The organism is Baaleninema simplex PCC 7105 (assembly GCF_000332355.1).
Taxonomy (GTDB): domain Bacteria; phylum Cyanobacteriota; class Cyanobacteriia; order Cyanobacteriales; family Geitlerinemataceae; genus Baaleninema; species Baaleninema simplex.
The window spans coordinates 159,056-184,469 of sequence record NZ_KB235960.1 but is presented as its reverse complement, the minus strand read 5'-3'; the positions used below and the strand labels follow the sequence as shown (position 1 = coordinate 184,469).

Annotated in this window: 21 protein-coding genes, 2 tRNA genes and 3 pseudogenes; 15 read left to right on the top strand and 11 right to left on the bottom strand. The window is 51.8% G+C overall.

Annotation, left to right across the window (positions count from 1 at the left end; translation table 11 throughout):
• Positions 1–51: 51 nt before the first annotated feature.
• The gene (locus tag GEI7105_RS32315; RefSeq protein ID WP_035493958.1) at positions 52–1,377 is read right to left on the bottom strand and encodes an ABC transporter substrate-binding protein; all 1,326 of its coding nucleotides are present in this window, start codon (positions 1,375–1,377) and stop codon (positions 52–54) included.
• On the opposite strand from GEI7105_RS32315, the gene GEI7105_RS40625 reads away from it, so the two are divergent.
• Both GEI7105_RS40625 and GEI7105_RS0124375 read left to right on the top strand, forming a co-directional pair.
• Entirely contained in the window at positions 1,365–1,499 is a 135-nt protein-coding gene (locus GEI7105_RS40625; protein WP_281167035.1) for a hypothetical protein, read from the top strand. The genes GEI7105_RS32315 and GEI7105_RS40625 overlap by 13 nt on opposite strands.
• On the top strand, positions 1,493–2,230 hold the full coding sequence (locus GEI7105_RS0124375) for a class I SAM-dependent methyltransferase (protein ID WP_017663013.1): 738 nt from the start codon (positions 1,493–1,495) through the stop codon (positions 2,228–2,230). The genes GEI7105_RS40625 and GEI7105_RS0124375 overlap by 7 nt, the downstream gene beginning before the upstream one ends.
• Positions 2,231–2,636: 406 nt before the next feature.
• On the opposite strand, the gene GEI7105_RS32310 is transcribed toward GEI7105_RS0124375, so the two are convergent.
• Positions 2,637–2,846, bottom strand: a complete 210-nt coding sequence (locus tag GEI7105_RS32310; protein ID WP_071592134.1) for a hypothetical protein — start codon at positions 2,844–2,846, stop codon at positions 2,637–2,639.
• 351 nt (positions 2,847–3,197) lie between these two features.
• Here GEI7105_RS32310 and GEI7105_RS32305 point away from each other — a divergent pair.
• Both GEI7105_RS32305 and GEI7105_RS35450 read left to right on the top strand, forming a co-directional pair.
• Positions 3,198–4,127, top strand: a pseudogene (locus tag GEI7105_RS32305) (RNA-guided endonuclease InsQ/TnpB family protein); the annotation flags it as partial.
• 132 nt (positions 4,128–4,259) lie between these two features.
• Positions 4,260–4,604, top strand: a pseudogene (locus GEI7105_RS35450) (zinc ribbon domain-containing protein); the annotation flags it as partial.
• Between the two features lie 73 nt (positions 4,605–4,677).
• Here GEI7105_RS35450 and lipA read toward each other — a convergent pair.
• Together lipA and ccmO are read right to left on the bottom strand one after the other, a co-directional pair.
• A complete protein-coding gene (gene lipA / locus GEI7105_RS32300) occupies positions 4,678–5,634 on the bottom strand; it encodes a lipoyl synthase (protein ID WP_017663011.1) in 957 nt (318 codons plus the stop codon).
• 92 nt (positions 5,635–5,726) lie between these two features.
• A complete protein-coding gene (gene ccmO, locus GEI7105_RS32295) occupies positions 5,727–6,608 on the bottom strand; it encodes a beta-carboxysome assembly protein CcmO (RefSeq protein ID WP_017663010.1) in 882 nt (293 codons plus the stop codon).
• 207 nt (positions 6,609–6,815) lie between these two features.
• Here ccmO and GEI7105_RS0124350 point away from each other — a divergent pair, with 207 nt between their 5' ends.
• Entirely contained in the window at positions 6,816–7,892 is a 1,077-nt protein-coding gene (locus GEI7105_RS0124350; RefSeq protein ID WP_017663009.1) for a RuBisCO accumulation factor 1, read from the top strand.
• Between the two features lie 4 nt (positions 7,893–7,896).
• On the opposite strand, the gene GEI7105_RS0124345 is transcribed toward GEI7105_RS0124350, so the two are convergent.
• Positions 7,897–8,367, bottom strand: coding sequence for a T3SS (YopN, CesT) and YbjN peptide-binding chaperone 1 (locus GEI7105_RS0124345; protein WP_017663008.1), 471 nt, complete (start codon positions 8,365–8,367; stop codon positions 7,897–7,899).
• A gap of 528 nt (positions 8,368–8,895) precedes the next feature.
• Here GEI7105_RS0124345 and GEI7105_RS0124335 point away from each other — a divergent pair.
• From GEI7105_RS0124335 to GEI7105_RS37850, 3 genes are all read left to right on the top strand, one after another.
• The gene (locus tag GEI7105_RS0124335; protein ID WP_017663006.1) at positions 8,896–9,357 is read left to right on the top strand and encodes a hypothetical protein; all 462 of its coding nucleotides are present in this window, start codon (positions 8,896–8,898) and stop codon (positions 9,355–9,357) included.
• Between the two features lie 257 nt (positions 9,358–9,614).
• The gene (locus GEI7105_RS0124330) at positions 9,615–10,172 is read left to right on the top strand and encodes an SMI1/KNR4 family protein (RefSeq protein WP_017663005.1); all 558 of its coding nucleotides are present in this window, start codon (positions 9,615–9,617) and stop codon (positions 10,170–10,172) included.
• 374 nt (positions 10,173–10,546) lie between these two features.
• Entirely contained in the window at positions 10,547–10,750 is a 204-nt protein-coding gene (locus GEI7105_RS37850; RefSeq protein WP_144054034.1) for a hypothetical protein, read from the top strand.
• 74 nt (positions 10,751–10,824) lie between these two features.
• On the opposite strand, the gene GEI7105_RS0124320 is transcribed toward GEI7105_RS37850, so the two are convergent.
• The 4 genes and pseudogenes from GEI7105_RS0124320 to GEI7105_RS38800 form a co-directional block, all read right to left on the bottom strand.
• Positions 10,825–12,426 (bottom strand): TROVE domain-containing protein, encoded by a 1,602-nt coding sequence (locus GEI7105_RS0124320; RefSeq protein ID WP_017663003.1) that lies wholly within the window; start codon positions 12,424–12,426, stop codon positions 10,825–10,827.
• Between the two features lie 183 nt (positions 12,427–12,609).
• Positions 12,610–12,738, bottom strand: a tRNA-OTHER gene (locus GEI7105_RS38805).
• 39 nt (positions 12,739–12,777) lie between these two features.
• Positions 12,778–13,128, bottom strand: a pseudogene (locus tag GEI7105_RS40100) (four helix bundle protein).
• A 295-nt stretch (positions 13,129–13,423) separates the two neighbouring features.
• A tRNA-Asn gene (locus GEI7105_RS38800) sits at positions 13,424–13,546 on the bottom strand.
• Between the two features lie 543 nt (positions 13,547–14,089).
• On the opposite strand from GEI7105_RS38800, the gene GEI7105_RS38795 reads away from it, so the two are divergent.
• The 3 genes from GEI7105_RS38795 (at position 14,090) to GEI7105_RS0124305 (ending at position 18,657) form a co-directional block, all read left to right on the top strand.
• Positions 14,090–14,248 carry a hypothetical protein gene (locus tag GEI7105_RS38795; protein WP_158413259.1) on the top strand — a complete coding sequence of 53 codons (159 nt, stop codon included), beginning with the start codon at positions 14,090–14,092 and terminating at the stop codon, positions 14,246–14,248.
• A gap of 25 nt (positions 14,249–14,273) precedes the next feature.
• Positions 14,274–14,768 carry a hypothetical protein gene (locus GEI7105_RS0124310; protein WP_017663001.1) on the top strand — a complete coding sequence of 165 codons (495 nt, stop codon included), beginning with the start codon at positions 14,274–14,276 and terminating at the stop codon, positions 14,766–14,768.
• Between the two features lie 199 nt (positions 14,769–14,967).
• Entirely contained in the window at positions 14,968–18,657 is a 3,690-nt protein-coding gene (locus GEI7105_RS0124305) for a hypothetical protein (RefSeq protein ID WP_017663000.1), read from the top strand.
• A gap of 309 nt (positions 18,658–18,966) precedes the next feature.
• Here GEI7105_RS0124305 and GEI7105_RS32285 read toward each other — a convergent pair whose 3' ends face one another.
• Both GEI7105_RS32285 and GEI7105_RS32280 read right to left on the bottom strand, forming a co-directional pair.
• Positions 18,967–19,713, bottom strand: a complete 747-nt coding sequence (locus GEI7105_RS32285) for a calcium-binding protein (protein WP_158413258.1) — start codon at positions 19,711–19,713, stop codon at positions 18,967–18,969.
• Entirely contained in the window at positions 19,703–20,500 is a 798-nt protein-coding gene (locus tag GEI7105_RS32280; RefSeq protein WP_017662998.1) for an MBL fold metallo-hydrolase, read from the bottom strand. Before GEI7105_RS32280 ends, GEI7105_RS32285 begins: the two co-directional genes overlap by 11 nt.
• 222 nt (positions 20,501–20,722) lie before the next feature.
• Between GEI7105_RS32280 and GEI7105_RS0124290 the strand changes: the two genes are divergently transcribed.
• From GEI7105_RS0124290 to GEI7105_RS32275, 4 genes are all read left to right on the top strand, one after another.
• Positions 20,723–21,496: an RNA polymerase sigma factor SigF gene (locus tag GEI7105_RS0124290; RefSeq protein WP_026097935.1), complete on the top strand. Its 774-nt coding sequence runs from the start codon at positions 20,723–20,725 to the stop codon at positions 21,494–21,496.
• 117 nt (positions 21,497–21,613) lie between these two features.
• Positions 21,614–23,023, top strand: a complete 1,410-nt coding sequence (locus tag GEI7105_RS0124285) for an aldehyde dehydrogenase (RefSeq protein ID WP_017662996.1) — start codon at positions 21,614–21,616, stop codon at positions 23,021–23,023.
• A 268-nt stretch (positions 23,024–23,291) separates the two neighbouring features.
• On the top strand, positions 23,292–24,575 hold the full coding sequence (gene iscB / locus GEI7105_RS0124280; RefSeq protein ID WP_017662995.1) for an RNA-guided endonuclease IscB: 1,284 nt from the start codon (positions 23,292–23,294) through the stop codon (positions 24,573–24,575).
• A 154-nt stretch (positions 24,576–24,729) separates the two neighbouring features.
• Positions 24,730–25,242 (top strand): hypothetical protein, encoded by a 513-nt coding sequence (locus tag GEI7105_RS32275; RefSeq protein WP_017662994.1) that lies wholly within the window; start codon positions 24,730–24,732, stop codon positions 25,240–25,242.
• Positions 25,243–25,414: the final 172 nt, after the last annotated feature.

Here is a 25,414-nt window from a genome sequence, read left to right as displayed (position 1 = left end):
ATATCTTTTCTCACAAGGGTTTCAGGACTTTTATGTACCACTAAGGCAAAGTTAGTGATGCGATCGAACTGCGCGATCGCTCGGCTTCGAGGACGCGTCCTCGGGCCAAACGAGTTCGATCCGTCGTTGGGCGTCTTCGAGGGCAGTGGCGGGATCGCGTCCGAGTAAGGTTTGCTCGATGGCTCGTCCCAAACTGTTTGACAGGCGAGCGTAATTGGGCAAGATCGGCCGCGATCGCGCCCAGGACATTTGTTTGAGAAACACGTCGAGAAGCGGCCGCTCGGCCACGTAAGCACGATATTGTTGGCTGTGACGGGCCGACAGCGAGGCGGGAAGATAGCCCGTTCCTAACGCCCACTGAATTTGAAAGCGATCGCTGAGAACGAAATCGAGAAATTCTAACGCGGCGTTTTCTTCTCGGGGGGTCGTTCGAGTCACGAACAGGTGTTCGCCGCCGACCACAGTTGCCCGTTCGGTACCAGCGGGAATCGGTATCGCGGCGTAATCGACCCCAGTTCGCTCTAACTGTCCCAGCGTCCAAGGACCGGTTAACTGCATAGCGACGCGACCTTTAAGAAAGTCGTCGAGTTCGTACCCTCGCTCGGGTTGCGACAGAGCCACCGAGCCGTCAGCCACTAAATCCGCCCAAAACTGCAACGCCGCGATCGCTTCGGAGTTGAACAAATTGGGGCGATCGCCGTCGATAATTTCGCCTCCCGTACCGTACAAAAAGGGCAGCCAGGCGAACACCGTCCATTCGCCTTTCCCGAGCGGCAGTAACAAGCCGTAGCGATCGATCGTTCCATCCCCATCGAGGTCTTCAGTCAGTTGTTCGGCCACCCGTCGCAACTCCTCCCAGGTGCCGGGAAGTTCCGTCACGCCTGCCGCTTCCAACAAGCTCGGACGGTAGAACAATCCCACGTTGTTCGCAGCCATGGGAATCGACCAAATGCGGCCGTCTAGGGTCATTCCGTCGAGCAGCGAAGGGTCGAGCTTCGCTTTGGCCTGAGAATTGGCAAACCAGTCTTCAATGGTACGCAACGCTCCCAACTCGACCAATTGTCCTGTAATCGACGGTCCGAACCAAAGGAGGTTGGGGGGGGCCTCGCCGACAACGGCGGTAAGGATTTTGGGGAGTTGTTGGTCGGGTTGTCCCACGTAGAGGGGACGGACTTCGATCTGGGGATGCTCGGCGTTAAAAACCTCGACCAATTCGTTGAAAATATCCCGATTCGGAGGCGGGTTGATCCCGTGCCACAGGGTCAGTTGGACGACATCGTTCGGAACCGTCGCCGCGAACTGACAGGCCGTCAGCAGCCAACCACACAGGAGAACTGACCAGATGCCGAACAATCCGTGTTTCGATGGCGATCGCATCTTACAAACTTCCCCTCTACCTCTACAATGTCAAAGAGCTTCAACCCCAGCGAGAGCGAGCCGATCGCTCCCTACATCGCGCGGTTGGCGTGTCAGTCACTCTGTCGGTCATTCTATGTTAACTGCCCCGAAACCAGACTTTCTAGACGCTTACTGGACGAATTCTTTCGATCTCGAAGATCACTTACAAACGTTTTTGAAGCTCGATCGCGAGACGCTGCAAACTCAACTGCAAGAACGCCGTCACGCCGTCGCCGAACTCGGCCAGCACTTCGATTGGGAACTGGTGGGCGATTTCTACCGCGATCGCGTGGGAACGGCCTATATTTTCGAGTTGGCGGCGTGGCATCTCGAAAGCTGCGACTATATCGGCGATATGGTGCGCTTGATCGCTGATTTCGCAAACGGTCGAGTTTTGGATTTCGGCGGCGGTATCGGAACCCACGCGATCGCTGCGGCCTCTTGTCCCGAGGTACGAGAGGTTCTTTATTTAGATTTAAATCCCACGAACTGCCAGTTCGTCCGCTATCGAGCCGAACAGTTGGGTTTGTCGGACAAACTCCACGTGGCCTCGACGTTGGACGATGACGATCCGTTCGACACGATTATGTGTTTCGATGTCATGGAACATTTGAAAGATCCCAGTTCGCAGTTATTGCAATTCCACAAACTGTTGAGCGACGACGGTAAATTACTCGTCAACTGGTATTTTTCCAAAGGCTTTGGGAACGAGTTCCCTTTCCATTTAGACGATCCTGAAATTGTAGAAAACTTTTTTAAAGTCTTGCAATCCAATTTTCTCGAAGTCTTCCATCCTCATCTAATTACAACGCGGTGTTACCGAAAACTCTAAGTTCTTACTCTCGAAAAATCTGAACAACGGGTGTATTTCAAAAATGTAAATTTGGCTCTTCCAAAGTTACTTTGCAAGAATTTTTTGAAATTATTACAGAGTGAGAGTTTGCGCTAAACCATATAATACAAAATTCAAATACTGGTTTTTCCCAACCCGACAAGCCCCTCTCTGTGTCCTCTGTGCCTCTGTGGTGAAGACTTCTTAAAATTCAACCTACTAAAGTGAGATGCACCCTTGCAAACTCTTTTAACGGTACTCTCAAACGATAAAAAAGGTGCTGCATACAGCACCTTTGAGCCAAATTTAAGCTCGGACGATACCACATCTTGCGAACCGAATGTCATCTCGCACTCTCGACATTTGACGGACGCTTCGATCGCTCGAGTGGAACATATCGAACCCCCTAATGCTCTGGACGCATCGGGTGAAGACCGCGAATCTCCGTCACTAATCCCGCAGCACCTAATACCATCGTTAAAATCCCCACAATGAAGGCTGCAAGATTCGAGCAAATCGTGCAAGCAATTACGCCCGTCGGTGGAATGATGAGACCGCCAAGAACGATAAGCCAAGCCCAAGCTAAATAGCGCATTCCGAGATAGAGTCGAGGCATCGTTTTTTCCTCCACAAGAGATCGACTCCCTCTTTCGGCAGAGGTCTAGTTTTATCAAAAAATTTGGGTCTAAAACCCCGCCCCCTTCGACTTGGCTCACTTCGACAAGCTCACTTCGACAAGCTCACTTCGACAAGCTCACTTCGACAAGCTCACTTCGACAAGCTCACTTCGACAAGCTCACTTCGACAAGCTCACTTCGACAAGCTCAGTGCAAGCAGTGCAAGCAGTGCAAGCAGTGCAAGCAGGGCAAGCAGGGCAAGCAGGGCAAGCAGGGCAAGCCTTCTAGGGCGGCTTTTGACAATCCTGTTTTTTGTGCTAAAATATTCAGAACAATCAAGTCAAACGACGATGCTTGTTCTCGAGTTCAAAGTCAAAGGTAAACCCCACCAATACGCAGCGATTGACGAAGCGATCCGAACTGCACAGTTCGTTCGCAACAAGGCACTGCGCTATTGGATAGATAACCGAGGTGTTAACAAATACGACCTCAACAAATACTGTCGAGTCCTGGCTCGAGAGTATGGCTTTGCCCGAGAACTCAACAGCACGGCTCGTCAAGCCTCAGCCGAACGCGCTTGGTCGGCAATTTCTCGTTTTTTCGAAAACTGTCGCAAGTCTGTTCCCGGCAAGAAAGGATATCCCAGGTTCAAAAAGAACAGTCGTTCCGTCGAGTACAAAACTTCAGGTTGGAAGTTACTCGACCCCAAACACATTGTCTTTACGGACAAGAAGAATATCGGACGACTGAAGCTAGTTGGAACCTGGGATTTGGCGTTTTACAGTACAGAACAAATCAAACGGGTTCGACTGGTTCGCAGGGCTGACGGTTACTACGCACAGTTCTGCGTTAGTGTCGAGGTTCGAGAAACACTCGAACCGTCAGGAAATACCGTGGGGTTGGATGTCGGACTCAAAGAGTTCTACACCGATTCAAACGGAGAATGCGAACCGAATCCGAGGTTTTACCGAAACGCTGAGAAAAAGCTGAAACGCGCCCACCGAAGGGTAGGCAAAAAACAGAAAGGCTCTACCAACCGAAAAAAAGCCGTCAATCGACTTGGACGAGTTCACCTCAAAATAAGTCGGCAACGTGAAGAACACGCTAAGAGACTGGCGCGTTGCGTAATCCGATCTAACGATCTGGTGGCCTACGAAGACGTGAGGATACGGAATCTAGTGAGAAACCACTATCCCCCCTTCGCCCCCCTTTCAAAGGGGGGTTGGGGGGATGATGCGGGTTGGTATCAGTTTAGGAAGTGGCTCGAACAATTTGGAGAGGGTCTTCGGAGTTTGTGGTTATAAATGTATACCATAATACAAAAAATTGAAAATTCGAGAGCCAAAACCCTTGAAATCTCGTGAAGTTAGTTTTTCTGTCACCCTAAACTCCGAAGAGCCTTTGGAGAGAAGTTTGGCAAGATTACCGTGGCGGTGAATCCTGCCTATACCTCTCAAAAATGTTCGAGTTGTGGTGCGATCGTTCAAAAATCTCTTTCGACGAGAACCCATGTTTGTCAGTGTGGTTTTGAGTTAGACAGAGACCACAATGCCGCCATCAACATCCTGAACGCTGCCTTGAGTACGGTAGGGCATACCGGAACTTCGGTTCGGCTTCGCTCACCGAGCGCAGTCGAGGTGAACGCTTCTGGAGATTTGACCGCTACTTTGGCTGGTGCAAACCTGTCAGAGCAAGTCGAATCGTTGAAGGAAGAATCCCCACGCCGTGATAGCTGGGGAGTGTCAATAGAGCGCTAATTCACGTGAGTTGTGGGGATTGTTTGCGAATCTTTACTCACTGACGAGCCATTGATTTTTTTTAATAAACATTTTAAAACTCTAAGCGATCGCCGGATTCAACGATCTCGTCTTCCCCTTCTCCAGCGTGGTAAGAACTGCGAACCAACGGCCCCGATCGCACTTGCGAAAACCCTAATTTACGGGCGAAATCCCCAAGGCGATCGAACTCTTGAGGCGTCCAATATTTCTGGACTGGAAGACGATCGAGAGACGGACGCATATACTGACCTAACGTGACGCGATCGCACCCGACCTTTCGCAAATCTCGCAGAGTTTCGAGAATTTCCGCTTCGGTTTCCCCATGTCCCAACATCAACCCCGATTTCGTGGGAATCCCCGCATCGATTTCTTTTACCGTTCGCAACACTCCCAAAGAGCGATCGTACTTCGCGCCCCGTCGCACCGGATTCTGCAACCGTCGCACCGTCTCGACATTGTGGTTAAAGCAGGCAGGTTTCGCGCGAACCACCGTTTCGATACGCTGACGTTGTAACTCGTCGGTAGAAAACTCCGTTGAAGTTCCCCCCCAAAAGTCCGGTGTCAAGACCTCTACCTGAGTCTGGGGATTGAGTTCTCGAACCGCCTCGATGGTTTTAACGAACCACCCAGCACCCCCGTCAGCTAAATCGTCTCGCGCAACAGACGTTAACACGACGTAGCGCAATCCCAACAACCGCACCGACTCAGCCACTTTACGGGGTTCTTCCGGGTCGAGAGGCATCGGCGCGTGTTTCTTGTCCACCTGGCAGAACGCACAAGCTCGGGTACAAACCGGCCCCATCAACAAAAACGTCGCCGTTTTGTTGGCGTAGCACTCCCCTCGGTTCGGACAGCGACCTTCCTCACAGATTGTATGAATCTGACGCTGCTTGACGATGCGCTGTACCGTCGAGATTTCACTGGCATTTCCGATCGGACGGCGCAACCAATCCGGTATGGCAGCAACTTCAGCACGTAGTCGAGCAGTTCGAGTCAGATCGGCAGTCATAAGGTTAAAGGAGGTCTGAAACTTCAAAAAGAATTAGGGTAGTGTTGCACTCTAATGATGCTGGTCAGTCAAAATCCTTTGTTCGACGAGCGCTAATCTAACTCGAACGACTGTTCCTGGGGCGGAGATTGCGGCAGTTGACGAGGTTCTTGAAGGGGTTCGGGGCGGATCTCGATTTCTTCGACCTCCTCGACCCGCTCGAGTTCGACGGGGACTTTTTCCAGTTCCGGTAACTTCAACGGTTCGGCTCGTTTCTCTTCTACAGGACTCGACACCAACACCGGCAGCGGTGCTTGTTCGTCGAGCCAGTAACTCGCCACCGGAAGCACGTTTTCCAAATCTTCCAGCAATCGGGGAATCACCATCACCGCGTGCAGTTCCCCAATACGTTCGGCTTCGTGCATTCCGGCTTCGATCGCCACGGCGACGTTAGCCACCGTACCGCGCACGATCGCCGTACACAACCCATCTCCAATCGTTTCGTAAGCCGCCAGTTGCACGTCGGCCGATTTCAACATGGCATCGGAAGCCCCCACCATCGCCGGAAAGCCCCGCGTTTCCAACAAACCGATCGCGCGATTGCTCAAGCGAGAGTAACCTCGCTGCTTCTGACATAGTTCCGCCAAGCGACTGCCCAGGGGAAACACCACCTCTAAATTCGGCATCGGACGCGGAATCACTAACTTCGAGACTAACTGTCCGAACTGTTCGGCCGTTTTCGCCCCTTCTTCAACCGCTAAACGTACGTCGGGATAGCGTCCGCGCACGATCGCCGTACAGTAACCGCTGCCGATTTTCTCGTAACCGACGAGGGTGACGTCGGCCGATTTCAGCATCATGTCGGCCGTACCGACGATGGCCGGAAAGCTGCGGGTCGAAACTAAGCCTAAAGCTGTATCTTGAAATTGAAACCGCTCCCGTGGTTTGTGTAGAGGAGTCGTTGCATGAAAACGAGAGATGGGGGGTTGAGACATTGAAACTCGTGGTTGTCAAGCGGCTGCAAACTGCTTGCAAATGTTAGATCGTTAACGAACGCCGTTCGCCCCTACTATTGTATCGGCAATCCCAAAGTTGAGGGAGTTCGCCCTTGAGGAAGACTCGGACTTTCCCTCGAGGGCGATCGCTCCCTGCGATTCCTCTTATACTAAAAACGCTTTCGATTCATACATATCTGCCTGGAAATGAGCGAACACAGCCGAGACCGCCTCGAACTGTCTGACGAAGAAGTCCGCGATTTGTTGCGATCGCTCCGTCATAAAGACGGAAATTGGATCGCGTGGGGGAAAGCCTGCCACCAACTCCACAAAGCAGGATACGACCCCAACAATATTTTTGAAGAAACGGGATTTGAAGCGGCCGTCCAAAATCAAGTCATCGTCGCCGCGCAAGTGTATGACAGCATCGTCGAAGTCGGCGTTTCCGATCGCGCCAAAGCCTACAGCGAAGGTCCCCACAGTGACGTTCTCTACGAATTTCGCCTGTTAAACCGCCAACAACGATCTGCTGCGGTGGAACTGGCTGCCGAAAAACAGTTCGATGTCGATGACGCTCACAGCCTCACCCGCGATATGAAACTGACTTCTCGTCTGTCGAATTTACCAGAGGGCTTTACGTCTCGACCGGGGGATGCAGTTGCCTATCAGTGCTGGCGACAAGCTCGTCAGAAAAAAGACCTCGCCGAGCGAACTCGCCTCATCGCTCGAGGGTTGAAGTTCGTGCAAACCGACGGCGCTCGCCAACAGTTAGAAAAGCTGTTGAGTGAGATTAGCGCTCCGCCGAAATACCAAGCGCCTCGACTGCCCTTTTACCGTCTCGAACAAGAAGACGAACTGCCCCGTCTCGTTCCGGTGGCGGGAGAGTTCCCGCTTTCGGCGTCGGATATCGAAACGCTCTCTCCGGTGACGGCGATCGAACCGTTTCGCATCACCACCGTTCCTCCGAATACCGCTTGCATTCCCGTTCCAGGTTGGCAAGTGGTTCTTAGAGCTGCCGATCCCGTCGCCGTTCTCACGCGCAGTACCGATTTACCCAACGCTCCCGAGGGCAGAACCGAACAGGTGGTGGTGGTGGTCGATCGCGCCGTGCGAGCGTGGAATCCCAACAGCTACTTTTTGGTCGAAACGGGCGATACTGTCGATGTTGCTTGGTTTGATGAAGCCCCGGCCGAAACTGTTCTCGGACAAGTGGTGTTGATTTTGCGCCCGAAACGAATTCTCGACGAGGGGCATTTAATCCAACCGTGGCAGATGGACGATTGAGCGATTAAGACGAGGCGGCGGTGGGGGAGTATACCTGAAGGCGATCGAGCGCCCGCTGTCCGCCCCAGTTTTCGAGGATGTAGTCGTCGTACTCGTCGGCTACTTCTAACACTGCGTTGACGGAGGCTTCGAGTTCTTTGCGATCGCAGGTCGAGCCGACGATCGTATGCTCGAATAAAATATTGCCGTCTGAATCGAGGGCGAAGGCTCCGAATCGCATTTGTGCGTTGACTTCGAGCAGGAACTTCATTAAGTCTGGGGTGAGGTTTGCCCCTTTGATGACCGACGATCGCGTGTGAATGACGGCTTCGTCGTCTCCCCAGGGGAATACGAATACTTCCACGAGTGCCGAACCTCGGAAAACCCCCAAACCGGGAACGTCGGGACGCGCACAGGGAAGTTTTCCGAATAACTCTCGCATCCATCCGGCGATGCGATCGAAACAGGCTTCTTGAACGGTGGTTTCAAATTTCATGATGGTTTCTCGGTGTGGTTTGTCTTCGACGAGTGACGCGATGTATCTTTTAGGCGATCGGGATAAAATCGAGGTAGAATCGGGTGGACAGTGTATTCAGCTTGTTCGTTTCTACCACTCTAAACGGCGATCGTCGCGTTTGTTGAAAATTTAAAATCGAACTAAATAAGCTGTTTGACTACAGAGCATCTCGATTAATTCAAGCTTATTGAGAAACAGGCTCTACTATCGAGAATCGATAACGAGACTTCAAGGGTTTCAGCCATTGGAGTTTGAGCCAGAATCAATTTTTCGAGGTTCCCATAAATAAATCCATCGATTAAATTTTCAATCTCAACAAAAATATAAAAATCTTTTTAAAACGTATTTTTTAGAAGCAAAAATCAAATATAAGACTGAAAGTTTTAGCGAATTACGTTTGAATTTCGGCTTCTCTAAACCCGATCGAATCTATCTTATTAAAAAATATCTAAAATTCAAACTCCAAAAAATATCTCAATAAACGCTGTTTGTTTTATCAAAATCGCCATGTCTGACTCTCAAAACTTCTCACACTTAAAACCTTCTCGCCGAAAAAAACTCGAAATCATCCAAGCCTTGCTAGAGCGAGAACAGATTCCCGACGAAGCTCGCAAAGCGTTTCGATCGGCGTACCCTAGCGCTCCTGACTTTGCGATCGGGACAGCAGTTTTTCATATTTATGTTGACGGAATTCACGCTGCTCTCGACTGGCTTGTTGATGTGGAGCTTTTTTTACGAGATCCCGAAAACCATAAATTAGATATTGGCGCAGTTTATCACCTCATTTACCATCTTTATAACTGGATGCAGTTCAGTACAGTCTTGCCAGAAACCCGTGAAGATATTCACGATCGCATTAAAGATATTAAACGGGCGATCGAAGAAGATGATAAAGAGGCATCGCTCCTAATTTTAGAAGATCTTCAACAACAATTCAATGGGAGCATTGTACCTCCTGACTTTTTATAAGTTTACAAGTTTTCGACGTTCTTTTTTTGTTTTGGATTCAGTTGAATTTGAAATAATTTTTCAACGCCAGTTTAAATTTGGGTTTTATTTTTTCTAAATTTCAAGAACTCCAGTTTTTAACTAGAGTTTGCCGAAAAAGACGGTTGGTGGAGGAAGGAAACGGGGAACAGGGAACAGTTTAGGGGATGAGCGATCGCGATCGTCCAGATCCTCAAGCCGATAGTTCTGGCATTTAATAACAGACTGAAGAAGTGCTAATGAAGTTTCAATATATTCAAGAAGCAATTAATTTGTTTGAAAGTCATGTCAAAGAAGAAGAGAGAAGAATTTTACCATGCACTATAAAAGAAGTAACCGATCTCGAATTGCTATTATCACCCCCCTATAAATTACCAATTGCTTATAAAGAGTTTTTGCTGTATGGTGGCCATCAAATTGCAGGACTTTTTAATGCAACTGACTTCTCATACCAATCTGCAAAATTTCTTGTAGAAACCAACGGTCGAGATATTCTTGATATGCTTCAATCCTTTGAAAAAAGAAAATCTCTCGATCCTGATTTTTTTGCATTAGTCGAGCATTTGGGATCGAATATGTACTATATCAAATTGACAGAAGGAGAAAATCCTCCAGTTTACTACTGGGATGAAAAATACGAAGTGGGGCTAGAGCTTTCAGAAATAAAATATAGAGATTTACCAGGAATGAATTATAAAAGTTTTTCTGAGTTTATTGCAAGAAAAATAAATGTGTATGTCACTCATCTTCATAAACATTATATTAAGAGAATTACAGAAAGAAATGGAGAATATTAATACCAGTTTGGATAAATCGATTTGATAAAATAAGGGTCTTATTGATATACGGTAGTTTTTTGTGTCCAGACAAGGTGATACTGAAGGTTTTAGCGATCGAGGTTAGGTTTTTCAGCCTAAAATACATTTTTTTACAAACTCAGAAGATCCTAAAATAATGAAGAGTGGCTTCTTTTATGAGAGTAGAAAAAAGAGTTTACTTTTTTACGAAATAAGTTTAAAAAAATTTAAGTCTAGTCGAACTATATGAGACTCTAAAATCAAATTAAAGACAACTCTTAGAAATAAAAATACAGCAACAATCGAGGGAGAAACTTAGATGTACCTAGAGCGAGCTAAAAAACGATATGCTGAAATGATGGAGGAATTTGGTAGTGCTACACTCTAATGATGCTAGTCGGTCACAATCCTTCTGTGGCAAGGATCTAAAAACCAAAGTAGCATTACTCCTCATTACTACCAACGTGGGAACGATGGCGTTAGATACAGTAATTCGTCAAATCTCGACGGGAGAAGTATTAGGCGTCGTCGCCGATCGCACCCGTGTCGAGGTGCAGAACGCCCTATCGTTGGGGTGAACACTGTCGAGCGATCGTCAACCCAAAAAAAGGGCGATTCCCGAAAGAATCGCCCAGCCGAACCAAGCAAACAACTACAATTCATCAGCGGCCAACATTTGAATCAGCCGAGGCGTTCCGGGGTCGAACCCTCCCATATCCCAAGACAGCGGATCTTTAGGATCGACCAACGTAATTCGGTACGGTGCCAGAGTGACATAAACCGCCTTCACGTTCGGATTCACCTTGCGGCGATATTCCGCCAACGCCTCCGTCGGGTGACGGCGACCCGCCCAGCTTTCGCTGTCGGTCCAGAAACAGATGACGTCTGCTTTAAAACTGTGACGAATCGCCCAGTCGTAAGCCACCGACGCATCCGTTCCGCCGAAGTTCTGGTTGCTGACCTTACTCAGCGCAGTCCCAAAGGAATCTCGACGAGAAATCTTTAAATCCTTAAAGTCCGTCGAAAACCCACGAATGACGTAGTTTTTCTCGGCTTTCGCCGTCACCAACGCCATCGCCGCTGCAATTTCGCAACAGGTCAACCCCACCGAACTGACGGTGTAGTACGACATCGAACTCGAGATGTCCACCGCGTGCAGAAACACCTTTCCGGTTGGTTCCATCACCTCAAAAGACAGTTCCACCGCTTTTTCGAGAACGTCCACCACACGCTGAACTGGAGTCCAGGTTTTCCGACTGCGTCCGAGGCGACCCCCAGACTGGTAAGTCTTCAACGCCTTCAAGACATCGATCGGGTGAATGCGTCCCCGTCGCAGGTGCGTCGCAGAGTTGAGAACCGTCTCGACGCGATCGAGATTCTGACGCGTTCCCGTTCCCAGAACCCCTAACTCCGTCAGAGATCCCAGGTTTCGCAACATCGCCCCGATCGGCATTCCCTCAAACAGTAGCTGCCACGCTTGCGCGTCCATATTACCCACTGGGGCAGCCATTTCGTGAGTCAACCGACCTCCGACGATCGCCTCGTGGGTGCGATCGGGATGGCGTTTGAGCCATTCGTACCACCACACCTGCGCCAACGCGTCCGACGGTGGCGTTTCGGGGAGTTCGTCCCATCCTTTGACGACCCAATCGAACAAGCGATCGTGGTCTTCCGTCAGGGGTTTGACGTGGAACAGGCGCAACGCGTCTCGGTGAGAAAACCCATGACGTTGCTGATACTTCAGCAGTTGATACGCCAAGCGTTTCGCGTCGTTGTGAGACAACCAAGACTGACCGGCTTCGCGTACGACTTTCCCGAATCCGCGTACGGATTTCGTGTAACTCAGCCATTCATAGAAGTGGCTTCCCGTTCGCACGACTTTCAAAAAGATGTCCGAAAACGCCTGTTTCGCCGCGCGAGATTCACCCATCGACAACAACACCAGCGCAAAGATCGGCGCACTGTTATTGAGCGATCGCCCGTCACTGGCGTAGACGATTTCATGAGCCACCCGTTCCGGGTTTTCATCAATCGCCTGAAACAGCACGTCCACAAACTCGTTAGTCAGTTCCCGCTTGTTCGCGTAGTACGTACTTTGCGCCGTACCCACCAACAAACAGCGACGCACCATCGCCCACAGTCCCGCATCGAACATATACCCGCCGGACCGTCCGCGAATCATTTCCTTTTCCCGCCCCGGAATCGGCTGACTCTGAGGCGTCCGCGTCGGCTGCGTATAAAACTTATAATTCATAGATCGCCTCCTCACCATTTCCGGGAAAAAACACTTCCAAACCTGTAAAAAAACACAGCGTGACTATTAGTTGGTGCGTGACGCGGAAAACCTCACGTTACTGTCAACACCAGACATTTTATGACCGCGTCACACACCCTGTCACTCTTCACTCTTCCCTCTCCACTCTTCCCTGAAAAGAGGGGGGTGGAGCAGGAGTCGAACCTGCAATCTCCGGGCGTAAGGGAATAGGTGTTCGACTAAAGAACGATAACCCTCAACGCATCGTCCCCGAAGGGCAAAATTTGGTGCTTTTCCACTAGCAACCCACCCCATGTTCAGTGAAGAGGGAAGAGGGAAGAGGGAAGAGTGTTAGGAGTTTTCTCGGCTAGTTTTTACGATGGCAGATAAAATTTTAGAGATTTCGTCGGCCTCAGCATAAATGCTGTTAAAAGCGTCAACATTGATGTAACCCGTCTCTTTGAGAAGAGATAGCCAATATTTAGTTTACAGACATTCTTTGTACGTGATGGACATTTTGGCAGCAAATTCAGCCTTAGAAAAAGCGCCTTGAGCTTCAGCAATATTCGCCCCAACACTCGTTCCACTTCTCAAAAACTGCTTAGATAATGTCTGTTCGTGTTTCTCTCGAACCAGATATTTATAAGCATTAACAATCCGAATCGCAAACTTAAACGCCTTATCATAAACCTGACTCTTCACACTGACACCCCAAAACCATCACTCTTCACTCTACCCTCTTCACTCTACTCTGAAAAGAGGGGGGTGGAGAAGGATTCGAATCTACTAAACCAGCGATAATCCTCGTTACATCGTTCCTTTCGGACAAATCACTTAACAAGGACATTTCCACCCCATGCAAAACAATTTTTAGCGTATGTTAAAAGTGGTCGGTTGGGGCGGTGCGTGACGCGGTAATACGACATTGACTGGATTTCAGCCAAATTTTTTAGTCGCGTCACACACCCTACCCTGTCTCTTCACTGCTCACTGTAAACGCGGCGGGAAGGACTCGAACCTCCAACCTTTCGGTTAACAGCCGATAACCCTCATTCTGCGTCTCCAAAGAGCAAGTTTTGAATAAGGAATGTCATTGCTCTACCCATTGAGCTACCGCCGCATAATTGACTCCAAACAATTCAAATGTTTTAGGCAAATTTGTGGACTAGAGATGTTAGAGAAATGGATTTTATTCCCTCTCTAACATCTCCGTTGGAGCGATAATCCTCAATACTTCGTTCCCGCAGGACAAGCACCGTATAAGGATGGTTTGGTGGCTCCCTTTCGGATAACCACCCGCATTTGTATTATGTATGTAGTACGCAAGAATGTCAACCCCTCGATCGCACTTTTTTGAAAGTTTTGAAAAAAAGTTGCCGTTTGATGTTCGTTCTAAGGGAAAATCTGGGTAATCTAAGGCTAGACCTAGAAAAATGGGAAGTTGGCACAGTCAAACTCAGCGAGTGGGAGATTTTGCCCTATTTTTCGCATCATTGAGGTAGTTTTCGTGCTGACTTATCCCAGTTGCTGCTTGTCCCGATCGCACCTGGGACGAGCGATCGCCCGTTCGTTCAGTAACGTCTCGAAACGATCGACTTTCCCGAAATCGAAGCGTTTTCAGAAGGTCTAAGGTGCGAACGAACGTTACTCTTCGCTCCTGTTAATGACATCCCACCGATACGGTGGGATTTTTCTATGGCAGAGTTGGCATGAGTTCCGTGGCGTTCTCAGACAGCACGAACGCACCCCGAACGCCGTTCTCTATCGTCAGTGGCGATCGCGGCCGAGAAATCGTTTGTTAGAATCGGTCAGACTTTATTGAACCCCAAGGTGTGAGGAACAACGCCATGAAATCGGCAACACAGCTTTGGCTCAGTGCCTTCAGTAGCCTAGCGTTAGGGGTAACGGCGGTGAGTTACGTCGAGCCTGCCTCGGCTCAAGCCGCCTACGGTAGTTATGTCGGCGTCGGAGGAAGTGTCGGCTTTGGAGACGGAACGAATGCTTCGGGAGCTGTGGCGTTTCGCTATCGTATTCTCGAACTGCCGATTTCGTTTCGGACTCAGTTACTCGTCGGTAGCGGCGTGGCGATCGTTCCCACGGTATCTTACGATATCCCGCTGAACTGGCAAACAGAAGCCTACATCGGCGCAGGCGTTTCGTTTACCGGAGGCGACGAAACCCCGGTTGGCGATTCGACGGCGTTCGTATTACAACCCGGTATCGATCACGCGCTCCCCAGCAGTCAACTGACGGTGTTCGGTAACGCGATTATTGCCTTCGACGGCTACGAAGACGGGGGAAGTGGCGTTTCCGTGCAAGGTGGCGTTGGCTTGCAGTTTTAATGTCTGAGGGGTTCGCTGACTAGATCCCCGGCATCTTGGGAGATGCTGGGGATCTGACGATCTGACCGAGTACCTGGCATGGGGTTTCGGCGCAATACCTAACAATTCTCCAATTCTCGAACTGTCGCGCGATCGTACCGATTCCGTAACATTGCGGATACGTTGGAACTATCGTTTCGCAGCAGCACCAGAAACGTCTATGTCATCGCCGCCTCGCCGTTCCCGAGATCCCAAATTTCCCCAACACCTGAACCTGAGCGTCGATCCCTCCCATCCTCGCTTTCTCGACGGACTCGACGCGTGGCTCGAACTGGGCTTGATCGCCGACGAACAGGTTAAATTTTTAGCTCAGCGATATCTCTCCAGTGTCCTCCCCGAACCCACTCGTCCGCCGATCCCAAAACCCCTCGTACCATCGCCGACGCCGCAACTAACGCCAACCCCTCGCAAACCCTCCCGATTGAGTCAGTGGTCTGAGGCGTTAAAAGAAGAACTGAGCGTTCGTTGGCTGCTGTGGTTGGGGGTGTTCGTCGTCCTGGTATCGTCGGGATTGCTGGCAGCCAGTCAATGGGAACGGTTTCCCGCCTCGGGACAATACGGCGTGTTGTGGGGATACACGATGCTGTTTTGGCTGGCGAGTCGCTGGACGCAACCTCGCGCAAAACTCCGTTTGACTGCCCAAACCCTGCAAATTGTGGCGTTGTGTCTGATTCCCCTCAACTTTTGGGCGATGGACGAATTCACCCTCTGGCAAACGCTGCTGGGGATGGGAACGATGGCGATCGCCACTCTATCGCTGGGGGCGATCGCTCTCGCCAGTCAAGGACGCGATCGCATCGATACGGTACTGCTATTACTGCTAAGCGTACTACACGGGGGAACCCATCTCCTGGGAGTCCCCGTCGCGGCGGCGTACGTCGGAACCGGGATCTGGATTCTCACCGCTGGCTGGCAAACGACCCGAAATCCGTCACCGGGATTGCTTCTGTTTGCCCTGGCGACACTCTTCGTTCGAGCGTTACCCGAACTGAACGCCTTGGGGTTGGCGTTGGGATTGGTGGGATGGCGTCTGATGGAACTGCCGAATCTACCCAAACGCGGACTCGTCGGCGGTATCGTCATGGCGGCGGGGTTTGCCGCGTCCGTCGTATCGCAACCCTGGCAAGCTCTCGGCGTCGTGGTTTCGGCCTTGCATCGACTGTTCGATCGCCTGTGTCGTTTCGGCCGACATCGCCATTTAGCAATGTTATTTGGTATCGGACTGGTGGGCTATGGCTTAGCGGGGTCGATGTTTCCACCAGAGGCGACGAAGCCACTCCTCGACGGGTTAGGAATTTCTGGGGCGACCTTCGCCTCGATCGGTGTAGCGGGATTTCCCTATTTGTGGGCAATGTTGGGGATAACAGCATGGTTGCGCCGTCGAGATTCGGTCAGAGACACCGAACTAGCGAAGTTTGGCGACGTACTGGCCTTGGGCTGGGGAACGTTTCTCGTCGCGATCGGCGTGGCGCATCCGGGGGTCAGAGCGATCGCCCTCATCTTATCCGCTTCGACCCTTGGTATCGTCACCCACCGTCGCTATCCGGTGCAACAGTTGGCCTATATCACGCAAGGTTTGGGAATCGCGGGGTTGGCGTCGCTGCTGTACTGGAAAATTCCCACCTTATCCCTCTGGGATTGGGGAGAAATTGCCCTCGTTGCGACCTTACTGGAATGGCTGGGGGCAAACTTACCGCCCCATCGCACCGCTTCGGCGTCATCTTCGCTGAAAACGCTCTGGCAAACCAGCGCCTGGTATGCCGGATACGTGCTGGGAAGTTTCAGTTTTCTGGTATTTCTGGCCGCGACCGAACTCGTCCTTCCTTCGTTGTGGGTGTTGTGGTGGTGGGCGATTCCCGTGGTGTTGACGGCGATCGCGCAGTTTGGGTCGCCCCGCTATCGTATTCTGGCAGCCCGATCGAGCATCGGCGGTGCGATCGCCGCCCAAGCCTTAACCTACAGGGTTCCGGGGTTGCGCCTCGTCAGTTTGGGCATCGCGGCGATCCTGATGTTGGTTAACGTGCGCGTCTTGAAGCGATCGAATCCGGCAACGGTGGCGGTGGGATTCGGCGTCGTCTTAACGGTTCTGACGCTGTGGGAAGCCTTTCCCCTGACCTTTGACGGTTGGTTGGTCGTGGGGGCGATCGTACCCTTGGCGTTGTGGGGACTCTGGCGTTGGCGAGACTTGCGCGGCGGCGGACTGTCGGCGTTGTACCTTCCGGGGACGGACGCCTGGGCGATGGGATTGTGTGTCTTGGAACTGTTCGTGTTAACGCTGCACTCGTTTCTGGTGTATCAGCGATGGGCGGTCGAACCCTCGGTTTGGGCGATTTTAGCCTCTGCTGTCACCGTCGGGGCGATCGCCTTTCGTCAAATCCCCTATCTCTCGAACTGGGGCTTATACGGTTTGGCTTGGGGGTTAGAAGTGTTGGTGGTGGAAACCTTGGGCGTTTTAAATCCGTCTTGGTTTGCCCTGGCCGTGGCTAATATCGGCTTGGGATTGCTGAGTCAGGTGTTTGGAGATTGGTGGTTGCGTCGTCACGGCGATCGCGATCGGCTTTACAGCTTTTATGCAATTCCGATCCTGTACGGTATCGCAGCCACCCTATTTCGCTCGACTCAATTCGGCCCGCAAACGGGACTGATTACCCTGGGATTTTCCGTCGTTCTGTTGGGTCTCGGACGGCGAGAAGCGACGTTTCAACCCTTAGTTTATCTGGGTTTGGCGGGGGTTTCCGCGTCGGCTTACGAACTGTTGGGCGCACAACTGGGGGGATTGGCAACGGGCGATCGCTGGGTGTCTGCGGCTGCCTTAAGCGTCGGTATTCTCACTCTCTATCGCCGTTTGCTTCCTCAATTGGCGCGATATTTCGGATTGGTTCCCGGTACGGTGCAGTTGTTCGCCCATAGCCATTGGCTCATAGGAACGGTATCTCTGGCAACGGCCGCCGCCTTTCCGGTGAAATTGCCGTGGCTGGCGTTGGGGGCAGGCATCGTCTTAACTCGTTATGCCTTAGTCCAAGGACGCCAACCCAACCGTTTAGAGATTGCAGAACTATGGGTGTATTTAGGCGTGTTACAAGGCTTGGGGATTTTGACCTTTGCCGTTGTGAGTTTGGGATGGCACAACTTTCTTTTGCCCTGGTACGGTGCGATCGCGGCGTTACTGGCCTACTTTTTCCGCATTCTCCCCTGGCAAAGTTGGGGTTGGCCGAACCGTCCCTGGTATCGGGTTTCGCGGGGTTTGCCCTTGGTGGTGGCGTGGGTGACGATCGAAACGATCCATCCGGTGAGTTTGGGGGCGATCGCCCTGTTTTACGGGGTGTTGGCGATTTTAGAGCGATCGCTGCGCTGGAGTTATATCGGAATCGGGGTGTCGAACGTTTTGCTATTTCGCGGCTTTCGGGTGTGGGACGTTGAAAACCTGCTGGCGTGGACGACACCGCCGATGTTGTCTTTCCTTTACCTCGCAGCCTTCGATCCCGCATTCCGCCAAGGAAAACAGCGATCGCTCCGCCATCTGTTCCGTATTGTGACGCTTGCAGTGTTTTTCGCCGCCGCTTACGAGAGTACGCCTTGGCTAGTTGTTGCAGCTTTGAGTTTGGGGTGTTTGTTGCTGGGGGCGATTCTCCGGGTGCGAGCGTTTCTATTCGTGGGAACTGCCGTATTTGCGATCGCGATTTTTCATCAACTGGTTCTCCTCGGCGCGATGTATTCCTTCTCGAAATGGCTGGGCGGTCTGGCTTTCGGCTTAATTCTGATTTGGGTCGCCGCCACCTTCGAGGCCAGACGAGAACAAATCGTCTCGGCGTTGCAAAATTGGCTGGCAGTTTTGGAGTCGTGGGAATAGTGGAGCAATTTCACCACAGAGACACAGAGGACACAGAGGGGTTTGAGGTGATTTGAGTTTCAATGGAATCTTGGAGAGAGTTCACCACAGAGACACAGAGGACACAGAGGGGTTTGAGGTGATTTGAGTTTTCAGTATCATAAAAATCCAATTTTGTCAATAATAACTGAACTTGTAGTTCTGACGGTCGAACGTTTGGCGAACCTGCAACGGCTAGATCCCCGGAATCTCCAAGATTTCGGGGATATCAAACAGACCAACGAAACCCAACCGTTCGGCTGCCCCCGTTCGACAAGCGGGTTTGACTCGCTAACTCAACCCCAGCGAATCGGCCACGAAACTTCCTTGCAGGCTTTCGACTGTGACGTTACGCACGAATCCGAGAAACTCCGAGGTTCCCGCAACGCGCACGAGAACCCCCGAACCGTCGAGATCGACCAGTTCTAAGGTTAAATTGGCTTCCGTCAATCCTTGAGTCAGGGCAATGCGATCGACCCCCGCGACGAAATCTGTGACGATATCGGCTTGAATTGCCTCAGTTGCGGCAGCCCCTCGGCGCAGCGTAAACGTATCGCTGCCGTCTCCTCCCGTCATGACGTCCCGACCGAAATCTCCCACTAGCACGTCGTTTCCCGCATTTCCCGATAGGGCGTCGTCACCCTGGCCGCCAAAGAGAATATCGTCGCCGTCGTTCCCCTCTACGATGTCGTTTCCGAAATTTCCACCGATCGCGTCGTTTCCGGCTTCTCCGCGAAGCACGTCGTTATCGCGTCCGCCGAGCAAAATATCGTCGCCACCTCGACCTTCGATCGAGTCGTTGCCTGCATTTCCCGCGATCGTATCGGCCCCCGTCCAACCCGTCATAAGGTTGTCCCCTCGGTTCGACTCGGCGACGACCCCGCCGATAAACGGCAAATAGCCTCGCTCGAACGAATTTGGGTCTATTCTTTGTCGTCGGCGGATGTTGGCTCGCCGAAAATTAGAGGGGTTCGCCCGATCGCCTCGACGTTCTACAAGTCTTTTCGCGATCGCAGCGATCGATATATCACGCTTCACCCCGGACGGATGACGTTCCCTCAACTGCCGGAAACGACAGTTCTACGGGAACGCCGGGGGTGGGATCGATAACTTCCGTCTCTAAGTGATGTTGCTCGAGTAAGGCGCGAAAGCTCTCGAGGGTTCCTACAGCCCGCAACGCCGACACCAGCAACCCTTCAAAATCTACATCGCCACCGGCCGCCGTCGGTAGGATATACCTCGGTTCGAGCCATTTCACCACCTCCAAGGCGCTCTCTCGACCTTTGATGAACGGCCCCACGAGCGGAAGTTCGAGGTTGACGATCGGGGTAATGACGACCTCCACCGAGCCGATACTCTGTAACATTTCGTCGTGGTAGCCGTGGGGTTCGTAGTACAGGCGAGTTCCCCGTTGTAAGTCGGTGAGGAGATAGCCGTTTTCAACCGTCGTCGGGCCGATGGGCGAACCGGGAACGGCTTGGATTTGCAGGCGATCGCCCACGGTGTAAATTTGACGGTGAGATAATGCCGTAACGTCGGTGTAACCCAGTTTTTTCGCGACTTTAGCTGCACCGGCCGATCCGACGATGGGAATCGAGCGATCGAGTTGTTCTAACGTCGGCGGGTGGGCGTGGTCTTCTAACCCCTGAGACAATAGGATAACGTCGATTTGCGTGGGAATCGTTTTCGCTTTGCGACGAGTCCCTTTGAACAACCACGGTAGGTTCCCGAATACTAACGGCCCGACGAGCCACGGATCGAGGAGTACGTTCACCCCAGCGATCTCGATCGACCAGGAATTACTATCTAAATAGGTAAGTTGCATCTCGAAGATTAATATTTTGTAACATCCAATTGTATTCTAAACAATCGAACTCTATACTCGCGTCAGAACCACCCAGGATCTGCGTATTTTTACGTTCTCGACACCCAAAATAGATGTGATACGATCGAATTAGTGCTAGAATCGATCGTTTTCGATTGCGGCAACTTTGCTCTCCATTGCATCTACAAACTTCGAGAATTGCTTGACTCACCCTATGTCACCATGACTATAAAAGAATCTAGGGAACTTAAAAACGAAAGCTTGGAGCTGCTGAGCCAGTACCAACAGTCTCCTTCGACCCAGCTGCGTAACCAACTCGTTCAACTGAATATCGGTTTAGTTCGTAAAGAAGTCCACCATTGGCGCCAGCAATGCTCGGAAACCTACGACGATTTATTACAAGTCGGGTGTTTGGGGCTGATCCGCGCCATCGAACGTTTTGACTTGTCTAAAGGTCACGCCTTTAGCTCGTTTGCTATTCCGTATATTCGCGGAGAAATTCAACACTACCTGCGCGATCGCAGCCCGTCGATGAAAATTCCGCGTCAGTGGTTGACGCTGCAACGGCAAGCCAACAAGGTCGTCCAACAACTCTACAACGACCTCCAGCGGATGCCGACGGACGAAGAAATCGCCAGCGAACTCGGCGTATCTCTTAAAGAATGGCAAGACGTTCAACTGAGTTGGCGCAACCGCTCGCCGCTGAGTCTAGACGCTCCGATTTCTGACGAGGACGAACAAACGATTTCCCTCGGCGCGACGGTTCCCGATCGCAAGTATCGCAGCTTTCAACTGGCGGAAGAGGATCGGATTTTGCTACAACAAGCCCTCGCGAAGCTAGAGGCTGGAACCTGCAAAGTTTTAGAATTCGTATTTCTCCACGATCTCACACAGAAAGAAACCGCAGAACGTTTGGGAATCAGTTCCGTAACGGTTTCGCGGCGCGTGAAACGCGGATTGAGTACCCTGCAACGCCTCATGCAAGAGGGGAAATAGGCAAACAGACCGACCGCAAGATCGCCGCCGTTTTTTCAGCGGTTCTCGAAACCGTTCTTTACAATGGGGAGTGAGATGCCTTCGGGCATCTCGCTCGCTGCGTTTTAGAGGGAAACTATGGAATCGGTGCAAACTCCATCGCCGCACACTCCATCGTCAGTCGGCGATCGCGTCCGAGCGCAACGGGCGTTCTTCGCGACGGGCAAAACCAAAGACGTAAATTTCCGCCTCGAACAACTCAAACGCCTCAAACACGCGATTCTCGACTACCGAGACCGAATCGTCGAAGCAGTCGGGGCTGACTTGCGCCGCCCGGAATTTGAAGCCTATTTCGAGATCGCCTCCATCGCCGAAGTCAACACCGCCATCAAACACCTGAAATCTTGGGCGAAACCCAAACGGGTATCCACCTCTCTCGATCAGTTTCCGTCTCGCGCCCGCATTCACCCCGAACCGTTGGGCGTCGTGCTAATCGTCGCCCCCTGGAACTACCCGTTTCAACTGACGATGAGTCCCCTCGTCGGCGCGATCGCGGCGGGAAATTGCGCCGTTCTCAAACCCTCGGAAATTGCCCCCCACACCGCAGCCGTCGTCAGTGACTTGATTCGCTCGACCTTTCCCCCTGAATACGTCACCGCCATCGAAGGCGGAGTCGAAACCAGTCAATCCCTCCTCGAACAGAAATTCGACAAAATCTTTTTTACCGGGGGAACCCGCATCGGCCAGATCGTCATGGAAGCGGCGGCGAAACACCTCACCCCCGTTACCCTGGAACTCGGCGGAAAAAGCCCCTGTATCGTCGATGCGGACGTGAAACTCGACGTTGCTGTCAAACGCATCGTTTGGGGAAAGTTTATCAACGCCGGACAAACCTGTGTCGCGCCGGATTACCTGCTCGTCGATCGCCGCGTTAAACCCCAACTGCTCGAAGCGGTGCGCCAGCAAGTCCGCGAGTTTTTCGGCGACGATCCCGCCAAAAGTCCCGATTTCTGTCGCATGGTGAGCGATCGCCATTTCGATCGCGTCGCCTCGTTGTTAGACAATCGGGGAAATGCTGAGATTGTCGTCGGCGGACAGTGCGATCGCAGCGATCGCTACATCGCCCCCACCGTCCTCGATAACGTATCCTGGGACGATCCGGTGATGCAAGACGAAATTTTCGGCCCGATTCTGCCCGTTTTAGAGTACGACAGTCTCGACGACGCCATCGATCGCGTCGCTTCCCGTCCCAAACCCCTCGCCCTCTACGTCTTTTCTAACAACAAACCCTTCCAAAACCGCGTCTTGCGCGAGACTTCCTCCGGCGGAGCCTGCGTCAACGACACTGTCATGCACCTGGCCGTTTCCGATCTCCCCTTTGGCGGCGTCGGCGACAGCGGAATGGGAAGCTATCACGGAAAAGCCAGTTTCGATACCTTCTCCCATTTCAAAAGCGTCCTCAACAAAGGACTTTGGTTCGATCTCAATTGGCGTTACGCGCCCTATCATCAATGGCAACTCAGCCTTCTCAAACGCATCATCGGTTGAGAGATGTTGAGGGATAGTCAACAACCCGCCGTCAAGCCTGTTGGCTATGACGGGGGCTTGAAAAAGCCCACAAGTTGACCAGCCTAAGTCTTCCGAAGACTACGTTACGTCCGAGAGTTTAAGTTCCTACCGACGAGTACGTTGCCAGCTTGTCGCTCTAGAACTGAAAAGTTAAACAGCTTTAAACGGGTTAAGGCAGTGCTTTTCAGAGAGTACCGAGACGTAACCTTGGCGAGGCAAACGTTACCCCTTTTGGGAGTTGTGTATTATGCACGTTTTCGTTCTAGACAAAGACAAAAAACCCCTAGCACCATGCCATCCAGCCAAGGCGCGGCGGCTCCTGAAATCCGGTCGTGCTTCGGTGTTTCGTCGCTATCCATTTACCCTTATCTTGCACGAGATTGAAGCCAAAGATTGTGTCGTTCCGGAAACTCAACTCAAAATCGATCCCGGCTCGCAAACAACTGGGTTGGCTATCCTGTCCGAAAACCGAATCATTTGGGCGTCCGAACTCAGCTATCGCGGACAGCAAATTAAGAACGACTTAGAGAAGCGTCGCGCTTTACGACGCTCCCGACGCCATCGAAAAACTCGTTACCGAAAGCCTCGCTTTCTTAACCGTACTCGTCCGAAGGATTGGCTTCCACCGTCTCTCAACCATCGGGTCGAAACTACGATGACCTGGGTGAACCGTTTGCGAAAACTTTGTCCGATCGTCTCGATTGCTCAAGAACTCGTGCGGTTCGACACCCAAAAACTCCAAAACCCCGAAGTGAGTGGTATTGAGTATCAGCAGGGCGAATTGTTGGGTTACGAGATCCGCGAGTTCTTGTTAGAAAAGTGGGGTCGGAAGTGCATCTATTGCGGTGCTGAGAACCTACCATTAGAGGTCGAACATATTCATCCCAAATCCAAGGGAGGGAGCGACCGAGTTTCTAACCTAACGCTGGCTTGCCATACTTGCAACCAAGCTAAGGGAAACCGAGATATTCGCGAGTTTCTATCGGGCAAACCGACCGTTCTCAACCGTATTTTGAAACAGGCAAAAGCGCCGTTAAAAGATGCGGCAGCAGTCAACGCAACTCGCTGGAAGCTGTACCAACAGTTGAAAGAAACTGAATTGCCCGTTGAAGTGGGAACGGGCGGACAGACTAAGTTTAATCGGACTCGATTGGGTTTGCCGAAAACTCACTGGCTCGATGCGGCTTGCGTCGGGAAATCGACTCCCGATCGATTAGATGTCGCGGTCGAGAAACCTTTACTCGTTGCAGCCAAAGGTCACGGGGTTCGGCAACGATGTCGTCCCGATAAATACGGTTTTCCGAGAACTCACGCTCCGAAAGCCAAATCCTTTCAAGGTTTCCAAACCGGCGATATAGTCAAGGCGACAATTCCTCAAGGAAAATTCGCCGGAAATTACACGGGGCGGATTGCTATTCGGTTTCGCCCTTCCTTTCGACTGAACGCTGGGGTTAAACCTTTCGACGTTCATCCGAAATATCTAACGACTGTTCATCAATCAGACGGCTATGAATACAGATTCTCGAAATAAGGATGCCCTGTCGGGCAGTTCGTTTGTTGGCGGGAATTCCCCTCCCGCTAATCCTGTCGGATATAACGGGAGTCCTCTTCCCGCATTTTAGATGGGTTAACCGTCGCCATATATCGAGACCACTCCATCGCCGCTCGAACGCTCGATCGAACTTATGGACAATCCCGAAAAACTCACCCGAGAGGTGACACAATGGCTAGCTGAAATCGCCGCCTTGCGACAGCAACTCGCAGACGCCCAGCAAGCGATCGCCGACACCGAAGCTAGCGCCGAACACTGGCGACAGCTTTACAACACCGAAGCCGAACAACGCCGTCGCGAGGCGGAAGCGGCGCGAGAACGCATCGATCGCCTCCAAGCCGAACTCGACCGTCGCAGCGATCGCCCTTTAGTCTTAGACGCCGAAACCCGCAATCGCGCCGAAGAGGATATCGCTCGGTTAACGCCCGACGCGTTACAAGAAAAATACGTCGAAGCCTGCTTGCAACGCGATCGCCTGCAAGGACAAGTCGCAGAACTCATCGAAGCCTTAGAAGCCGAGAAAGCCGATCGCGCCAAAACCCGCGCCGATCTCACCAGCGCCCTCGCCGATGCGGTGGAATTACTCGCCAAAGCCAAGGACGCTCGCGGCGACACCGGCGATCGCTCTCTCGACATCCAACCGTAACTCCAACTCTCGCGCAGCAGGCGATCGAGATCTACCCTATGCCAGATGCCGACATCGACTCGACTTCGGTATAGTCGAGCTATTCACCGACCTTCGGGAACAGACAACAGGCAACGGGCAACAGTAAAGGGTTTGGGTTAGATACTCTCGAAGAGTTTTCGGTTCGTTTTCT